This window comes from Microbacterium sp. Gd 4-13, from assembly GCF_003095395.1.
GTDB lineage: Bacteria > Actinomycetota > Actinomycetes > Actinomycetales > Microbacteriaceae > Microbacterium.
Window position 1 is genome coordinate 37,143 of record NZ_QEIJ01000009.1, and the last position, 16,626, is coordinate 53,768.

Consider the following 16,626-nt stretch of genomic DNA (forward strand, 5'->3'; position numbering starts at 1 on the left):
CCTCGTCGGCCAGGATCTTGAGCGCACGTTGTCGAACGCCGGTCGCGAGCTGGCGGCGTCGACCTCGACGTGGCTCACAATCTCCTCGTCGCGACGCCGGTGCGCGAGTTCCCGCAGCATGCGCTCATTATCCGCCGGCAGCCCACGGTACAGAGAATGCCCCCGGCCGCGAGAGAGTCGGCCGGGGGCTCGTCACGGTTGGTCTACTGGTTGGTGTCCGGGCGGGCGTTGCGGATGACGGTGACGGTTGCTCGAGCGAGGTCGGCGCCGATGGTGTCGGCCTCGATGATCCGGCCGTACTGCTTGTTGCCCTCGTCGCCCCAGCTCGAGGTGTGCTCACGCCCGGTGATCACCACGGCGTCACCCTTCCGCAGCGATGCGGCGACGTTCTCGCCGAACTCGAACCGGGCCTCGACGAAGTGCGTCGTTGGAGTCTCGTGGGCCTGCCACTTGCCCTGCCGGTACTCCCCCGTGTTCTCGATGACGCGGAGCTTGGTGATCTGGATGCTTCCGGCCTGCACGACCTCGGGGTCGGCTGCCAGGTTTCCGGTGATGGTGCGAACAGACATGCGTTTCTCCTTATCGGTTACTTGTCGGTGGACGGAATTATCGACGGGGGAAGTATTCGTCACTCTCGCAGCGCTGGGTAACTCGACCAGATTCCTCCGCTGCGACCCCGTCGTTGTTCCGCGGTGTGGAGGGTGACGCCGAGCGTGTCCGCGACTATCGACGCCGGTAGCTGAGCGGCGAGTAGGTCCAGTCGCGTGGTTCGCGCGTGGCGAATTCGGATGCCGTTTTCGGAGAGGCGGAGTCGTGCGTAAGCGGGGCTGAGGTGTTCCCCAGGCATGATTCCCTCACCGACATCACCGACCCGGCTGACTAGACTGCCCACAACCATTCACAATTCAAACGCCGAAACCGTTCAGAATTCGAGCGCCGCCGACAGACCCCTCCGGTCTCGTGACTGGCGTTCACGCCGGGTACCTGTGAATCCGTCGACACGCTGTCCTGAGGCGCGGGACCAAAATTCGTAGTGTGGTCGAGCGGAGATTTCCCGAGGATCTTCCGCGCGACATCCAGAGTTGCGAGCGCTTCCCCGAAGATGAGCGGGTCTAAGTGCTTCATGTTGATGTGGACCAACTTCTGATCCTGAGGATCGTGCTCGACTCGGAGCGCGCAAGCGGAGCAAATCGGTTCAATTTCTCGACAAGTTGAGCGATACAGTGCCCGTCGGCGGGAATGATCAGTTCCGCTTGCGTCAACGATTCCCGATCGTGGTGGCGAGGACGATGCCCCAACCTGTTGTTCTCTCGTGGGAGGGGCATCGTCCTGGCCGTTGGGCGCTCAGCCCTTCGAGGAGGGTGCTCCCGGGACCAGCACGGCCCGTCCGGGGATCTGACCGGTGGCGAGGCGTTCGAACACTTCGTTGATTTCCGAAAGTGGGTGTCGTTCAATCGCCGATACCAGGCGCCCAGAGCGGGCTAGCGCGAGTACCTCCTCGAGTTCATTCCGGGTACCCCAGTTGCTCGTCATCATCGCTGCTTCGGCGGCGAAGCGGAAGAACGAGAACGGGAAGCTGCCGCCCGCGAGCCCGACGAGCACAAAGATACCGAGTCGGTCCACCGCTCCAGCGCCAAGGGCCATGGTCGTGTCGATTCCGACAAAGTCAAGAACAGCCGCTACCCCGTCCCGGCCGGCGGCAGTGCGAATCTGTTCCGCGGCATCAGCATCTCGGGGGTCGACGGTGACGTCGGCGCCGAGCTCGCGTGCGGTCTGACGCTTCTTCTCGTCGGTGTCGACGACAATCACCTTTGCCGGGGAGAGCAGCTTCAGGAACTGGACCCCGTACTGGCCGAGCCCTCCAGCGCCGATCAAGACCGCGCTAGTGCCGGGCACGAGGTGGGGCAGTGCCTTCTTGACCGCCGAGTAAGGCGTGAGGGCTGCATCGGTGAGAGCGGCTGCTTCTACCGGGTCGAGTCCGTCTGCCGGGAGCAAATGCCGCACGGACGGCACGACCATGTACTCCGCATACCCGCCTTCTGGGCCCATGCCGCCCCACAGGAATGTGTTGCAGAGCTGTTCCTTTCCTCCCAGGCAGAAACGGCAGTGACCGCAGCCCCAGCCGCCGAACACGACGACCGCGTCGCCGACCTCGAACCCGTTGCCTTCTGCGCCGGGACCGAAGGACTCGATCCAGCCTGCATTCTCATGACCCAAGGTGTGGGGGAAAGCGACACCCGGAATCTCGCCGGACTTGACGTGCAGGTCGGAGTGGCATGCCCCGGATCCACCGATTCGTATCAGGACCTCCCCAGGTCCAGGTTCTGGAGTCGGGATGTCCTCGATGACGAAATCCGACCCTACTTTGTTCAGTCGTGCTGCTTTCATAATGTGCTTCCTTTTCTGTTCACAGATACGCCATTAGCGGGCCTTGTTGGGGATGATGGTTTGCGGTCGCCTGGTTGCCCTGCGATCGCAGGAGGCGACTTGTCGAAGCGCCAGTGTTGTTCGATCAGGGCGTTGAGTTCGCACCTCCCGTCGACGTCAGGTTCGCGTGGCGAGGCGGGCTGCCCACCTCGGGGAGACGGCGCGGGGTGGCAACGAGAGGTCCCGACGTGAATTGTGCGAGGGTCCGCACGTAAGCGATCTCCGGATCAGCGCCCGCTGTGACCATGTCCTCGAGGGCGATCCGAATCGAACTCGCCACGGCAGCGGCAGCCGCGCGGGCGGCGACAGAGTCCGCCGCCAACCCGAGCCGGGGCGCCAACACGGGCGCGACCGACAGCTCACCGTCATGAACCCTTCTCATGAACACCGACCACATCTCCGAGTTGCGGAACACGAGGGGAAACAGCTGCAAAGTGCGCTCGGCCGATTCGCCCAGCAAGCTTGCCCGGAACGCGAGGCGCAGCACCTCCGTCAAGGCGACGTCTGGATCCGTTTCGAAGATCACCGCGTTGAAACGTCGAATGGACCAGTCGAACACTGGCCCAACCGACTCAGCCTTGACCGGAAAGTACCGATAAAACGTTCGCTGCGAAATGCCGATCTCGCTCGCGATCTCTGTGATCGTCAGGTCCGTGGTGCCGCGGGCGCTGAACAGTGCGCAGCATTTTTCCGATGCGCGAAGGCGCGCGCCCTCTCGCGGCTCGATTTCGCGCTCCATCACGGCGGTCATGCTACACCTGCCTGGCAGAAACTGCCACGGCCTACTTAGGTACGAAGTCTCCCTCGCTGGAGGTTCCACCCTGCAGCAGATCTCCAATCACATCCGGCCCTCAGTTCCCGCCGGCATCGCTGCCTTCGTGTCGTGGGGCGCAGATCTATACGCAGCCTCTTACTGCATCGGTGAGCAAGGATCTTGTTCACTCAATGTCGGGCTCGTGTGTCCGTCAGCGGATCACTCACGGGCGGGCTGCGCACGCTAAGACCTCGCTGCCTCTTCTTCAGCGACGGTCCCTACAGGTTCCGCGATCTTCACGACGATGTCTCGCACCGGTTCCTCCGCCGTGCTGAACCCTCCACGAGGGGCAAGCGTCGGGCTCACCTGGTCGAGTTCTTCGAATGTCACGCCATGCATAGCCGGGACGAGAAGGCTTCGGCGGAGCAAGGCGCTCTATTCATTGCTCCCTATGCTCCCGTCGGCACGTTGGACCCGATTACCTCCGGTTGGGTCAACCGGCAACCGAGCTCTCCGGAGTACAGGCGCAGCGCGTCAAGCTCGCGGCCGAGTTGCAGCGTGCGCAGCGTGGAGACACGCTGTACGTATTGGACGAGCCAACGTCCGGGCTCCACTGCGCCGACACGGATCGTCTGGTCGCGCATCTGCAGACGCTCGTCGAGGCGGGCAATACTGTCGTCGCGGCAGAGCTCGATATGCGTGTCATCGCAGTGGCCGACCACGTGATCGATCTAGGGCCCGGTGCGGGCGACGCTGGCGGGACCGTGGTTGCAGCTGGCACGCCCGAGCACGTCGCGGACAATGGTGTCGGTGCTTCCGCGGGCTACCTCACCGCCGCACTGCACGCAGCCACCAACGTGACCCCATCGTGACGAGTGTGTCGTAGTCTCAGGCGGGGAGCTTAGAGGCCGGGACGTCCAACTTCTCGATCGTAGGTTCGCTGAACAGTTTGCCGGCCAGAATCGCGGGTCACCCCCCGCGATTGGGAGACACGCCCTAGCTCTGGGCCTCGCCGAGGCGCGCTTCGGGCGTGAGCTCGGCGCGGAGACCGCCGCCGGTCGCAGCCCGGGCAAGAGCGCGACCCAGCGCAGGTGCCTGCTTGAACAAATTGTGACCGGCCACAAAAAGGATAGAGCCTGCCTCCCACACGGCCACGCCGTCCTCACTCCACGGGAGGTCGGTCACCCAGCAGTGAAGGAAGTCGCGCGGCTCTGGGTGGAGACCGGGCAGCGCCCGTGTCACGTATTCGCGTGCGCGTTCGTCCAGCGATCGAATCGCCGCCGGGTCGATGAAAGTTCCGTCGTCGCGGACGCCGACGGTGTCGCTGAGTCCGACCGAATAGTTGCTGTTGCCCGGTAGCGGCGTCGCGTAGACGCCGACTTCGCCGAAGACGCCGCTGCTGTCCTGCAGGCACGCGACTCGTGCCGGGGCGGCGGCTTTCACGTCGAAGGTCAGCCTGACGTGTGCGGCGAGACGAACCGGCAGCGACAGGCCGACGCTGCGTGCCAGGCGGGCGGTTTCGCGGCCGGCGCACACGACCACCTTGGAGTAGACAGCCCGGTCGGTGACGCTGCGCACCTCGACCGTCCCGTCGGCGCGGGGATCGATGGAGATGACCTCACCGGTGGTGACCGCATCTGCGAGGGCACCCGTGAGTGCCGTGATCGCGGCTCGGGTGCGGATCGCGCCGCCCGACTCGTCGAGCACCGCTGGCCCCGAGTACCCAGCGAGCAGCGGCATCCGCTGGGCGACCTCGGCCGCGTCGATCTCGTGCGCTTCCACGCCGCCGACCTGGTCGAGCACCCGCAGCCGCGCCAGGGCGCTGTCTCCGATCGCCAGGACACCGTCTGATGAGACCAGCTCGACGTCGAAGTGTTCGGCCCACTCATCCCATACGCCGCGGCTTTCGCGCGCGAAAGCGACGAGTCGCGGGTCGTCGTGGGCATGCCGGAAGATCCGCGCCTCGCCTGCGGACTGACCCGTCCCGGGCAGACCAGCCTCATATAAGCGCACCGGCACGCCCTGCTCCCGCAGCGCGTACGCCGTCGACAGACCGACGATCCCGCCCCCGATCACTGCTACCTCGGGTGCACGCGTCGTGGCAACGCCGTCGTCAGTTCCTGTCATCGCGGTTCCCCGATCTGGTCGTGATTAGCGATAGGGCGCAAAAAAGAAGGGGCCGCTGCCACGACGTCAGCGGGCTGTGTAAGCCCGAAGTCATCGCGCGCAGCGACCCCTCCTTTCTGGGCCAGTACTCCCGGTCTGTGGTGTCAGGCGGGGAGCTTCGAGGCCAGGACGTCCAATTTCTCGATCGTCGGCTCGCTGAACAGTTTGCCCGTCTGCTCGCCGAGAGCGGTCGCAACCGCGCCGGACAGGTGCGCGTCGCGGCCGGCGTCATCGGGGAACACGTCGAAGATCCCGAATGAGGACGGGCCGAGACGGATCGCGAACCACACGACGGTGGCCGGTTCCTCCTCGACGAGCCCTCGCCCGATGCCGAGGAATTCCTGGACCTCGTCTTCCTTGCCGGGCAGGGCCTCCAGCCTGACAAGCAATCCCTTCGTCACGCTCATGACGTCACCTCTTCCTGGGTCGAACTGCTCGCAAATTTCGCCACGACCGTATCGCAGAACGCAGGCAGGTCATCGGGCGAGCGGCTGGTGATCAGATTCCCGTCCACCACGACATCCTGGTCAACGACCTCCGCACCGGCGTTGCGCAGATCCGTGCGGATGCTCGGGAAGGACGTCAAGGTGCGACCTCCGACCACACCTGCCTCGATCAACGTCCACGGCCCGTGACAGATCGCCGCCACGGGCTTGCCGCTTTCGACGAACTCGCGGACGAAGGAGACCGCGTCGGGGTCAACCCGGAGTTGGTCGGGGTTCACCGTGCCGCCCGGGAGAAGCAGGGCGTCATAGTCGCCCACCGAGGCGTCCGCGACCAACCCGTCGACGGTGAACGTGCCTGCTGCATCCAGATCGTTCGCACGGGCCTGAATCTCACCGTCATGGATCGACAGAACCTCGGTCTGTGCACCAGCCTGCTCCAGCGCCTCGCGGGGCTTCTCGAGCTCGACTCGCTCGACCCCGTCGGCGGCGAGGATGGCGACTCTCTTGCCCTGCAGCGTCTCGGCCATATCAGTTCGCCTTCTTCTCGCTAGACATCCCGGGCTTGATGAGGACCTTGGTCCAACCCTTGGACCTGGCGTCGAAGTTCTTGTAGGCATCGGCGGCTTGGTCCAGCGAGATTTCGTGGGAGACGATCCAGGAAGGGTTCGCCTTGCCGGCCGCGATCAAGTCTCGCAGCCGGCGGTTGTACCGCTTGACCGGGGCCTGACCGCTCCCCATGGTCTGCCCCTTGAACCAATGCGTTCCGAAGTCGATGGCCGCTTTGCCCTGCTTGGCCAATTCGCCCTCGGCCCCCGGGTCCTGGGGAACGAACACGCCGACGGTGCCGATTCCTCCGGTGAAACGCACCGAGTTGATGAGCATGTTCAAGGTGGCGGCGGTGTCCTCGTTGCCCTGCGGATCGTGGGCCTGGTAGCCCACGCATTCGCAACCACGGTCAGCTCCGAGCCCCATCGTCTCGTCCAGCACAGCCTGCACGGGGTCGACCTTGGAGTCGTCGATGGCAATCGCACCGATCTGCTCGGCCAGCGCGAGCCGGTCAGGGTGGCGATCGACCACCATCACCTTTGCTGCGCCCTTGATCATCGCGGACAGGGCGGCCATCAATCCGACCGGACCCGCCCCAGCGATCACAACGCTGTCGCCGGGGATCACGCCGGCCATCTCGGTGGCGTGGTAGCCGGTGGGGAAGATGTCAGAGAGCATGACGTAGTCGTTCTCCTTCTCCTCCGCATCCTCGCCCAGGCGCAGCGCGTTGTGGTCACCGAACGGCACGCGGAGAAGCTCCGCTTGGCCACCGCCATAGGGGCCCATGTCGGCGAACCCATAGGCCGCTCCGGCGAATGATGGTTCGGGCTGGGTGGTGAGACAGTAGTTGGTCAGGCCGCGTTCGCAGTTCTTACAGAATCCGCACGAGATGTTGAACGGGAGCACAACCCGGTCTCCGACCCTGACCTTCTCCACGCCACTACCGACCTCGATGACCTCCCCCATGTTCTCGTGACCGAACGTCCGGCCTACTTCGAAGGAAGTCCGCCCCTCGTACATATGGAGGTCCGAGCCGCAGATGTTCGTCGTCGTCACCCTGACCAGGACATCGGTGGGGCGCTCGATCTTCGCGTCCGGGACCTCCTTCGTGCTGACCTGACGGGGCCCCTCATACACCACTGCCTTCATGTCCACTCCGATCCGATGTGTTGCTCGATGTCTTTCTGGCAAGGCCTCTCCGACGCCTGCCCCATCACTAGACAGCAAACCCCCCCAGGAACCACGTGACAAGGGGCTCGCCTTGAGTTGATGTGTAGCGATCGAGCCGGGATAATCCCCGGTTCCGCTGCTCGATCCCAGGGCATACGCTCTGCACACGCTTGCGGTGGTCGCGCCATTCGTCTCTGTGCTCGTTATCATCGTGACGTTGACAGCGCTTCTGATGATGAGCCGGTACCGCAAAGGGGTAAGCGTCACGACCGCGGTCGTCAGCGCTGCCCTGTGCCAACCAACGCGGCTGTGCGAATCAGCGGCGAGTTGCGCGCCGCTTGCGCTGGCTGGGCAGGAAGCCGAGCGCCAGTGGAACAATGACTCCGAGGGCGCAGACGATGGCGATGATCGGGGTACTCATACGGCCGCTCGTCCCATGGATAGTGCGTCGTGGGTAGCGGAACGATGCGCCGACTTTTTCGGCGATCACGAGGCGCTCCGCCGTAGACGATCGTTTTCGGCCACGGCACCGTGGCCGTGGGGTTCCCAACTTTTCTCGAGAGCGGCGAGGGGAAGCCCGCGATGTCGGACATATGAGGGATGGTGGTGACTATGAGCTGACCAGGATCGCGAGGGAACGCCATGATCGGTAACGACGAGCCCGAAGAGCATTCGTCTTCCGATGGCGTTCCTACTCTCAGCGCGTGGGCAACGGATCAGGCCTGGCTGGCCGACGCGGACCGCGATCGCGCTGAGGAACGATTCGACCGGCTCGCGGGAGACCGCGACCTCGCAGCCGCACTTCAAGCCAGCGGATACCGTGGCCGCAACTACGAGCTGTTCGCTAACGAGATCGCGAAGTACGGGTGGGCTGTCATCCGCGCGTGGATCTACAAGGGCCAGATCCGTGGCGAGGTGAAGCGGAAAGGTTTCGGCGCGCTGGAGCCGGAGCCTCGCCACGGGTCGATGATCGAAGACGCCGAGAGCCTGGCGGATGAAACGGTTGTCCTGGCACTCAGTGGGTTCCGAGACAAGGTGCTCGTTCCGGGCAAGTGGGATCCCTCCAAGGGGGCGTCCTTGCGCACGTTCTTTGTGGGCCAGTGCCTGTTGCAGTTCAGCAACGTCTACAAGCGTTGGCGTCGAGAAGAGCTGCGTTCTTACGCGGAGCCGCAGGCCCCGCCGCCCGCCGCGGCCTGGGCCGACGACTTCGAGGAGAGTCCGTCGACGCCGGCGGCTCCTGATGCGAGCGAGGCAGCGCACATCAAGGACGAGCTGCGTCGTGCATTCGGGAGTATCAAGGATGAGCGTGTCCGCTCTGCGTTCTACCTAAGCGTGACGCACGGGTTCACGCACGCCGAGATCGGCGAGAAGCTCGGCATGACCGCGAAAGCGGTGGAGTCAGCGATCGCGCGAGCACGTCAGCAAGTACGAGAGAACCGGGAGTCCGCATGAGCAGTGAATTTCGGGGCAAGATCGAGCGCTCGTCCTTCGGCACCCAGAGCGCGAAGGCAGCACGCCGAACCGTGCCCGCCAGCAAAGCTCAATCGCTCGTCTCACGATCCATGACGGGCAACGCTCAGCCAAAAAAGCTGAGGGGCCGCGAGGGGAAGTGACCACCGGCGGACATATACCGAAATGTCGGGATCACAACTGAAAAGAGCCGCCCCGCGGTAACGGGACGGCTCACAAGCCCTGAGAAAGTCAGGCCTCATCCAGAGCACTGACTGTACCGGAGTTGGCAGCCGCAGACTAGCGGCGCTCCGTCTCACGGCACCCGGCACCAATCAGTGAAGGAGTTCCCATGGGAACCGTTCGTCGCTCCGCATCCACCGGTCGTTTCGTCTCCAAGGCCGCCGCGGCCCGCTGGCCCGGAAAGACCACCACCGAACGTGTCGGCTCCGGCACGGGCAACTCGACGACCGTGCACCGCTCCGCATCGACGGGCCGGTTCGTGACCGAATCGACCGCCAACCGCAACCCGAGCGGCACGATCAGCCAGCGCGTCTGATCGGACCGGAGGGCCTGCACGTGCATACGTGCAGGCCCTCGTCGTGTACGGCGAAAGGGTCGTAGCGGCTAGATCGCGGCCGTCAACGAGCGCGCGTCGCGCTCCCATGCCTGGGTAGCCATCTGCACGGCATCCCAGGGGGAGCCGAGCGGAGGCGTGTAGGAGAGGTCGAGGTCGCTCATCCCGGCGACGGTCATCCCGTGGTGGAGGGCGGTGGCGTAGGTGTCGACGCGCTTGGAGATTTCGGCGCCGCGGGTGCCGACGAGCTGCGCACCCAGGAGGCGGCCGTCGCGGGCGTCTCCCGTGATGCGGATGCTGATGGGGGTGGCTCCGGGGTAGTAGCGCTTGTGGTCGTCCGCAATGGCGGTGTAGCTGTGCGGGGCGTAGTCCGCGGCGGCGGCTTCGTGATCGCGGAGGCCGGTGCGGGCGGCTACGACGTCGAAGACCTTGACGACCTGGGTGCCGAGGCTGCCGGCGAATCGGGCGTTGCCGCCGATGGCGTTCTCTCCGGCGACGCGGCCCTGCTTGTGTGAGGTGGTGCCGAGGGGCAGATAGGTGACGCCGAGGAGGCGGTGGTGGGTGACCACGCCGTCGCCTGCCGCCCAGACGTTCGGCAGGCCGGTGCGCATGTGCTCGTCGACGACGACCGCACCGCCGGCCCCCGTGGTTGCCCCGGCCGCGGTGAGGAGGCTGGTGTTGGGGCGCACGCCGACGACGACGAGCACGAGGTCGGCGCTACGGGAGAAAGCGTCACCGTCGCGGATGCCGGTCACGGTGAGCCGTCCCGCGTCGCGGGTGACAGCTTCAATTCGCGTTCCGGTGAGCACGTCGACGCCGTGGCGGGTGAGTTCGTCGCGGACGAGGGAGCCGAGTTCGGGGTCGAGGGTGGAGAGCACTTCGGGGCCGCGTTGGAGTTGGGTGACGTGCAGGCCCCGGACGGTGAGGGCTTCGGCCATTTCGAGGCCGACGTAGCCGGCGCCGACGATGATCGCGGTTTCAGGCTGATGCTCGTCGAGGTAGCGCTCCAGCGCGAAGGTGTCGCCCATCGAGTGCAGCAGGTGCACTCCGTCGTCGGGGCCGAGTTGATCGAGGCCGGTGATGCCGGCGGTGGAGGGGGGTGCTCCGGTGCCGACCATCAGCGCGTCATACGGGATTTCCGATTCGGTGCCGGCCGCGTCACGCACGGTGAGGCGGCGGCCGCCGACGTCGATGCTCGTGGCGAGGGTGTCGAGGCGGAGGTTCATGCCGGTGGCTTCGAGGTCGGCGTGCGTGCGGTGGGCGAGGGATTGCCAAGGCTGCACGTCGCGGGAGAAGTAATACGGGATGCCGCAGATGGAGAAGTTCGGATAGGAGTCGGCCACGACGACAGTGACGTCGACGGTGGGGTCGAGTTCGCGGGCGCGGAGGGCGGTGGAGATTCCGGCGTCGCTTCCGCCGATGGCCACGAGATGCATGGGGTTGCCTTTCAGGGCTGGTGTTCGGGTTGCGTGGGGACCACGACGTCTCCCGCGGTGCGGGCGGCGGTCGGGTAGAAGATCAGCAGCAGTGCGAGCCCGAGGGTGGCGCCGACGAGCTGGGCGAGGATGAACGGTAGGACGGCTGCGGGGGCGATGCCGGCGAAGGTGTCGGTGAACATGCGGGCGATGGTCACGGCGGGGTTGGCGAACGATGTGGAGCTGGTGAACCAGTACGCCGCGCCGATGTACGCGCCGACCGCGGCCGCGGTGACCCGCCCGTTTCCGGTGCGCGCGAGCGCGAAGATCAGCAGCACGAGCCCCGCGGTGGCCACGACCTCCCCGACCAGATGCCCGCTGGTCGCGCGCTGATTATCGGAGAACGCGGGCGCAGTGTCGAACATGACGCCGGCCAGGAGCGTTCCGGCGATACCGCCGAGGATTTGCGCGGCCAAGTAGGGACTGAGGTCGCGCAACGGGAGCCCAGTACCGGCGCGACGGCTGAGCAGCCAATCCGCGATCGACACGACCGGGTTGAAGTGCGCCCCGGACACGGGGCCAAGCATCAGGATCAGCACGGCCAGGCCAAGCGCGGTGGTCAAGCTGTTCTCGAGAAGCTGCAACCCGACGTCGCCCGGCGACAGGCGCTGCGCCGCGATCCCCGACCCGACCACGACGGTGACGAGGAGTCCCGTGCCGACGAACTCGGCGGCAGCCCGCCGTGCAAGGTGGGGCCGGTCGGGGGGTGAGGAGGCGGGGGAAGGTTTCATGTCGGCTTCATCTTGACCCGCGGTAGGTAGTTCAGTCAAGATTGAAACAATGAACGTTGAGCGAATAGAACCGGTGGAGGCTCGTGCGGCACGGCACGCGGCGCTCGGTGACCCGACACGTCTGCGGATCGTCGATCTGCTCACGCTGGGCGATCTGTCCCCGTCTGAGATCTACGTGGCGCTGGGGTTGCCGTCGAACCTCGTGACGCATCACCTGAACGTCCTCGAATCAGTGGGCATGGTTGCTCGCTCGCGGTCGGAGGCTGATAAGCGCCGCAGCTACGTGCACCTCACAGAGACGGCGCTTGCAGGACTTACGCCGGGGCGAACAGAGCGGGCAAGCCGGGTGGTGTTCGTGTGCACGGCCAATTCGGCCAGGTCGCAGCTCGCCGCCGCGCTGTGGGCGACGCGCAGCAGCATCCCGGCAGCTTCGGGCGGCACTCACCCCGCCGAGCGTGTCGCTCCGGGCGCGGTCGCCGCCGCCGAACGTCACGCACTTAAGTTGGCGGCCGATGCGCCGCGGAAGCTGGATGACGTGATCAACGATGAGGATTTCGTCATCACGGTCTGCGATAACGCCCACGAGGAACTCGGGGTGACGGGGAACCTGCACTGGTCGATCCCCGACCCGGTGCGCGTCGGCTCCGAGGAGGCGTTCGATGCCGCCTACGACGAGCTGGAACGCCGCATCACCGAACTCGCCCCCCGACTCGCCGCCCACTGACGCGACAGAAAGACCATCATGAGCACCCTTGCCCCCACCGTCCTGTTCATCTGCCAGCACAACGCTGGCCGCTCCCAGCTCGGCGCAGCCCTGCTCGAACACCTCGCGGGCGACCGGTTCACCGCGGATTCTGCCGGCCTCTCGCCCGCCGAGGAGGTGAACCCCGCCGTCGCCGCGACGGTCGCGGAGCTGGGCATGGACATCACCGATCGCGCGCCGCGGGAAGTCACCCCCAGCGACTTGGAGGCCGCCGACGTCGTGGTGCTGATGAAGCCTGGCCTAACGCTGCCGACGACGCCGCGCGGCGAAGTCTTGGAGTGGTCGTTCCCTAACCCGGAGTCGTGGGATGTCGAGGCGGTTCGCCCGCTACGCGAAGCCGTGTCGACCAAGATTCAGGCCGCGCTTCTCACCTGGTAACAGTCGAACGGGAGGGCGGGCCTGCGTGCCTCACCGTCGAGTTGCCGTTGGTCAGACTGAGGCGGACGTACGCCCGATCTGCAGGGCCGGTGCGGCACATCATTTCTCCGGTCGTGCTGATCGTCATCGGCCTGGTCATCCTCATTGAGGGCGGCGCGTTCCGACTCCCCCACTGACCAATCCATCGCCGCTTTGCACAGCGTTCGACTTTCGTTAACGTATTTCGATATCGAAACATTGATACTGAGGTTATGACCGATTCGATCGCGTCCGACGAGCTGGAGTACCGCGACCTTCTCTCCGGATTCGTTCGGATGCACATCCTGTATCACGCCTCTCAGGAAGAGGTCTACGGGGTCTGGTTGATCGACGAGCTGGCGCACCACGGCTACCGGCTCTCGGCCGGGACCCTGTACCCGATGCTTCACAAGATGGTCAAAGACGGGTACCTCACCGTCCGATCCGAACGCGACGGCCGCACCGTCCGCAAGCTTTACACCGCCACCGAGAAAGGCCGGGCCGGTCTTGCCGTAGCGCGAGAACGTGTCCGGATCTTCGCACCGAAGGACTCCGACGCATGACCGACTCCCCCGCCGTGACCGAAGCCCCGACCCAGCCGCGACAGGGCACCGTCTGGGAGGTTTTCTGGGTCTTCTTGAAGCTCGGAGTTGCCTCATTCGGCGGCCCGATCGCCCACCTCGGCTACTTCCGCGACGAGCTGGTGCAGCGCAGGAAATGGCTCAATGACAACGACTACGGCGACCTTGTCGCTCTGGGGCAGTTCCTGCCCGGCCCCGCGTCAAGCCAGGTCGGATTCGGCATCGGCCTCTATCGGGCCGGGCCGGCCGGCGCGATCGCCGCGTTCCTGGCTTTCACCCTGCCCTCCGCGATTCTGCTGGTCGCCTTCGCGTTCGGTGCGTCTTTGTTCCACGGCCCGATCGGGGGCGGCCTGCTCACGGGGTTGAAGATCGTTGCCGTCGCGATCGTCGCCCAAGCCGTCTGGGGAATGGCCCGGACCCTCACCCCCGACCGGCAGCGCGCCGGTATCGCCGTGGTGGCCGCCGTCATCGCGCTCCTGCTCGCCGGGTCTGTCGGCCAGATCGGTGCCCTCGTTGTCGGCGCGATCGCGGGCCTGATCTTCTGCCGCGCGGCCGCGAACCCCTCCAGTGCCATGATCCGGTTCCCGGTCACCCGCATTGCCGGCGTGATCTGCCTGACGCTGTTCGTGCTGCTGCTCGTCGGCCTGCCGATCCTGGCCAGCACCACCCACAACGGCACCGTGCAGCTCTTCGACGCCTTCTACCGGGCCGGCGCCCTCGTCTTCGGCGGCGGTCACGTGGTCCTTCCCCTGCTCCAGGCCGGTGTCGTCGACAGCGGCTGGGTCACCTCCGACCAGTTCCTCGCCGGCTACGGCGCCACCCAAGCCGTCCCCGGCCCCCTGTTCACCTTCGCCGCCTACCTCGGCACTCTCTCGACCACCGGGCCCGGTGGCATAGCCGGCGCGGCCGTGGCCCTCGCCGGTATCTTCCTCCCCGGTTTCCTGATTCTCGTCGGCGTGCTCCCTTTCTGGAACGCCTTCCGCACCCGCCCCTGGGCACAGGCGATCATGCGCGGCGCGAACGCCGCCGTTGTCGGCATCCTCGCCGCGGCCCTCTACGACCCGGTCTTCACCACAGCGATCACAGGGCCGGCATCGTTCGGACTCGCGCTGGTCTGCTTCGTGCTGCTGGTCGCCTGGCGCGTACCCGCGTGGGGTGTGGTCATCGTCGGCGGTGCCGGCGGAATCGTTCTTGCTCTCCTACCCGGTTGACTCGCTCTTTCCGGGCGGCCTGTGGACGTGGCGGTGGTGGCTGTCGGGGTAGTGCTCGTGGGTGTGGGTGATCGGTTCGTGTGTGTGGACGTGGGTGTGCCGTCCGCCAGCGCCGGCCAGCTGCCCGGGCTCGTGGGTGTGCTGATGGTGCTCATCGTGGATATGCGCGTGCTCGTGCGTGATCGGTTCGTGCGTGTGTAGGTGTTCGTGCCGCTCGGTCAGGTGAAGCCACACCCCCACAGCCATGAGGGCTCCGGCGACAAGGACGGGCCAGCTGATCGGGTCGCCGAGCACGATTGCGAGCAGGGCGCCGAAGAACGGGGCGATGGAGTAGTACGCGCCGGCCCGGGCGGTGCCGACGTGTCGCATCGCGATGATGAACAGCACGAGGCTGACGCCGTAGGCGAAGAGCCCGACGACCATCGCCGCGGCGATGTTGACCGCGCCCGGCAGTTGCGCGCCGAGCGCGAACGCGAGGAGGAGGTTCACCGGGCCGGCCACCCCGCCCTTGACCGCGGCGAGCCAGGTGGCATCGTTGAGAGCGATTTTGCGGGTGAGGTTGTTGTCCAGCCCCCAGCTCAGACATGCGCCGAGGATCGCCAGTGACGGCCAGGGGCTACCGAAATTGGCACCGGAGGGGATGCTGAGCACGACGGCGCCGGCGACGATGGCGATCATGCCCACGGCAATCCGCCGGTCGAAGTTCTCCTTGAACACGAACCACGCCAGCGCGGCGGTGAACACCCCTTCCGCGTTCAACAGCAGCGATGCCCCGGACGCGGGCATGTTCGACAGTCCGAGCATGAGCAGCACCGGCCCGGCAATCCCGCCGAAGAACACTGCCCCCACGAGGGGCAGCAGTTCGTTGCGGGCGATGCGTACGCGTGGGGCGCGGCGGATCAGCCGGTACAGGCCGAGCCCGATCCCCGACCCGCAGTACAGCAGCCCGGCAAGGAGCCACGGGCTCACGTCATCGTCAAGCAGGATCTTCGCCAGTGGTGTGCCGGCACCGAAGAGCACCGCGGACACCAACGCGGCCTGCACCCCGATGCTTCGTAGTGCTCGCAACATCACCGGACCTCCTGGGATTCAAGGTAGGTGAGTCCACTGTCGTCAGCGATGAAAAGGTTCCCGCTGTTGGTGATCGTGACGGCTTGTGCGGCGCCGTGGGCGGTGCCGGCCTCGACCCACCCGGAGGCGCCGGCGGTGGTGACCCAGATGCGTTCTTTCGTGTCCACGCCGACGAGACGCTGCTGATCAGGTGACGCGGCGAGAACGTAGAGCAGCGGAGCATCCGGCCACGGGCTGAACGTCGCGCCGTCATCGGTGCTGGTGCGGAGGCCGTCAGGGGTGGTGGCGACCAGTCGCCCGGTCGCATCGACCGTGAGGGCACTGGCCATGAGGGACGCGCCGGTGGGAGCCCAACTGGTTCCCCCGTCGACGCTGCGCTGCAGGTCGATCGAATCCGTCGCCAGAGCGTAGATCGACCCGTCCGGTGCGGCGGTGAGAGCGTGGAAGTCTTTCTCGCCGGTGAACGCGACAGGGTCCCAGGTCTGCGCGTTGTCGCTGCTGCGGATGATGCCCAGATTCGGGCTCCCCCACTCTGTCGGGGTGCTGGGGCCGGGGTGCCCGGAGGCGATCAGCTCGGTGCCGACGACGGTGAGCCCCATGGCGTCGAAGCCGGCGCCGACCCGGCTGCCGAGCGTGCCGTCGCCGGTTGCGGTGTAGATCCCCTGGTGGGTGCCGATGAGGAACCCGTCACCGCCCGGGTCGGTCACGATGGCGTGGACGTGGTCGGTGGGAGCGGTGGCGTGGTCGGTTCCGGTGGACGGCGGCTCGGGTGCGGCGCACGCGGTGAGGGTCAGGATCGAGAGCGCGACAACACCGGTGATCGCGCGGCGGGGAATGCTCATGGCACCCTTTCGTGAGAAGGG

The 16,626-nt window shown here is 66.1% G+C and carries 18 protein-coding genes and 1 pseudogene; 7 read left to right on the plus strand and 12 right to left on the minus strand.

The annotated features are described in order from the left end of the window. Positions 1-203 precede the first annotated feature (203 nt). The 3 genes from DEA06_RS14475 to DEA06_RS14485 all read right to left on the minus strand — a co-directional run bounded on the left by DEA06_RS14475 (position 204) and on the right by DEA06_RS14485 (position 3,178). Positions 204-569 (minus strand): single-stranded DNA-binding protein, encoded by a 366-nt coding sequence (locus DEA06_RS14475; protein ID WP_116648721.1) that lies wholly within the window; start codon positions 567-569, stop codon positions 204-206. 775 nt (positions 570-1,344) lie between these two features. Further along, positions 1,345-2,388 (minus strand): NAD(P)-dependent alcohol dehydrogenase, encoded by a 1,044-nt coding sequence (locus tag DEA06_RS14480; RefSeq protein ID WP_116648722.1) that lies wholly within the window; start codon positions 2,386-2,388, stop codon positions 1,345-1,347. Positions 2,389-2,512: 124 nt separating this feature from the next. Beyond that, positions 2,513-3,178 (minus strand): TetR family transcriptional regulator, encoded by a 666-nt coding sequence (locus DEA06_RS14485; protein WP_116648723.1) that lies wholly within the window; start codon positions 3,176-3,178, stop codon positions 2,513-2,515. A 482-nt stretch (positions 3,179-3,660) separates the two neighbouring features. On the opposite strand from DEA06_RS14485, the pseudogene DEA06_RS14495 reads away from it, so the two are divergent. Further along, positions 3,661-4,053: pseudogene (locus DEA06_RS14495) on the plus strand (excinuclease ABC subunit A); the annotation flags it as partial. Positions 4,054-4,177: 124 nt separating this feature from the next. On the opposite strand, the gene DEA06_RS14505 reads toward DEA06_RS14495, so the two are convergent. The 5 genes from DEA06_RS14505 to DEA06_RS16635 form a co-directional block, all read right to left on the minus strand. Next, positions 4,178-5,308 (minus strand): FAD-dependent oxidoreductase, encoded by a 1,131-nt coding sequence (locus DEA06_RS14505; RefSeq protein ID WP_205781295.1) that lies wholly within the window; start codon positions 5,306-5,308, stop codon positions 4,178-4,180. A 143-nt stretch (positions 5,309-5,451) separates the two neighbouring features. After that, positions 5,452-5,754, minus strand: a complete 303-nt coding sequence (locus DEA06_RS14510) for an antibiotic biosynthesis monooxygenase (protein WP_116648725.1) — start codon at positions 5,752-5,754, stop codon at positions 5,452-5,454. Next, positions 5,751-6,320 carry a type 1 glutamine amidotransferase domain-containing protein gene (locus DEA06_RS14515; RefSeq protein ID WP_116648726.1) on the minus strand — a complete coding sequence of 190 codons (570 nt, stop codon included), beginning with the start codon at positions 6,318-6,320 and terminating at the stop codon, positions 5,751-5,753. The genes DEA06_RS14510 and DEA06_RS14515 overlap by 4 nt, the downstream gene beginning before the upstream one ends. Before the next feature lies 1 nt (position 6,321). Then, positions 6,322-7,488 carry a glutathione-independent formaldehyde dehydrogenase gene (locus tag DEA06_RS14520; protein WP_116648776.1) on the minus strand — a complete coding sequence of 389 codons (1,167 nt, stop codon included), beginning with the start codon at positions 7,486-7,488 and terminating at the stop codon, positions 6,322-6,324. Positions 7,489-7,825: 337 nt separating this feature from the next. Beyond that, a complete protein-coding gene (locus DEA06_RS16635; RefSeq protein ID WP_165818033.1) occupies positions 7,826-7,999 on the minus strand; it encodes a hypothetical protein in 174 nt (57 codons plus the stop codon). Positions 8,000-8,151: 152 nt separating this feature from the next. On the opposite strand from DEA06_RS16635, the gene DEA06_RS14525 reads away from it, so the two are divergent. Then, the gene (locus DEA06_RS14525) at positions 8,152-8,961 is read left to right on the plus strand and encodes a sigma-70 family RNA polymerase sigma factor (protein ID WP_116648727.1); all 810 of its coding nucleotides are present in this window, start codon (positions 8,152-8,154) and stop codon (positions 8,959-8,961) included. Positions 8,962-9,310: 349 nt separating this feature from the next. Next, positions 9,311-9,517: an ABC transporter ATP-binding protein gene (locus tag DEA06_RS14530; protein ID WP_116648728.1), complete on the plus strand. Its 207-nt coding sequence runs from the start codon at positions 9,311-9,313 to the stop codon at positions 9,515-9,517. Between the two features lie 68 nt (positions 9,518-9,585). On the opposite strand, the gene DEA06_RS14535 is transcribed toward DEA06_RS14530, so the two are convergent. Both DEA06_RS14535 and DEA06_RS14540 read right to left on the minus strand, forming a co-directional pair. Continuing rightward, positions 9,586-10,971 carry an FAD-dependent oxidoreductase gene (locus tag DEA06_RS14535; protein ID WP_116648729.1) on the minus strand — a complete coding sequence of 462 codons (1,386 nt, stop codon included), beginning with the start codon at positions 10,969-10,971 and terminating at the stop codon, positions 9,586-9,588. An 11-nt stretch (positions 10,972-10,982) separates the two neighbouring features. Next, positions 10,983-11,741, minus strand: coding sequence for an MIP/aquaporin family protein (locus DEA06_RS14540; RefSeq protein WP_116648730.1), 759 nt, complete (start codon positions 11,739-11,741; stop codon positions 10,983-10,985). 49 nt (positions 11,742-11,790) lie between these two features. On the opposite strand from DEA06_RS14540, the gene DEA06_RS14545 reads away from it, so the two are divergent. The 4 genes from DEA06_RS14545 (at position 11,791) to chrA (ending at position 14,692) form a co-directional block, all read left to right on the plus strand. Beyond that, a complete protein-coding gene (locus tag DEA06_RS14545) occupies positions 11,791-12,465 on the plus strand; it encodes a helix-turn-helix domain-containing protein (RefSeq protein ID WP_116648731.1) in 675 nt (224 codons plus the stop codon). Positions 12,466-12,483: 18 nt separating this feature from the next. Then, positions 12,484-12,882 (plus strand): low molecular weight phosphatase family protein, encoded by a 399-nt coding sequence (locus tag DEA06_RS14550; protein WP_116648732.1) that lies wholly within the window; start codon positions 12,484-12,486, stop codon positions 12,880-12,882. Positions 12,883-13,160: 278 nt separating this feature from the next. Further along, positions 13,161-13,463: a PadR family transcriptional regulator gene (locus DEA06_RS14555; protein ID WP_116648777.1), complete on the plus strand. Its 303-nt coding sequence runs from the start codon at positions 13,161-13,163 to the stop codon at positions 13,461-13,463. Further along, on the plus strand, positions 13,460-14,692 hold the full coding sequence (gene chrA / locus DEA06_RS14560; protein ID WP_116648733.1) for a chromate efflux transporter: 1,233 nt from the start codon (positions 13,460-13,462) through the stop codon (positions 14,690-14,692). The genes DEA06_RS14555 and chrA overlap by 4 nt, the downstream gene beginning before the upstream one ends. Here the strand turns inward: chrA and DEA06_RS14565 are convergent. Together DEA06_RS14565 and DEA06_RS14570 are read right to left on the minus strand one after the other, a co-directional pair. Next, complete coding sequence (locus DEA06_RS14565; protein WP_240606968.1) at positions 14,681-15,736, minus strand: DMT family transporter; 1,056 nt, start codon at positions 15,734-15,736, stop codon at positions 14,681-14,683. The genes chrA and DEA06_RS14565 overlap by 12 nt on opposite strands. 26 nt (positions 15,737-15,762) lie before the next feature. Next, on the minus strand, positions 15,763-16,605 hold the full coding sequence (locus tag DEA06_RS14570; RefSeq protein WP_240606969.1) for a sialidase family protein: 843 nt from the start codon (positions 16,603-16,605) through the stop codon (positions 15,763-15,765). Between the last annotated feature and the right edge of the window lie 21 nt (positions 16,606-16,626).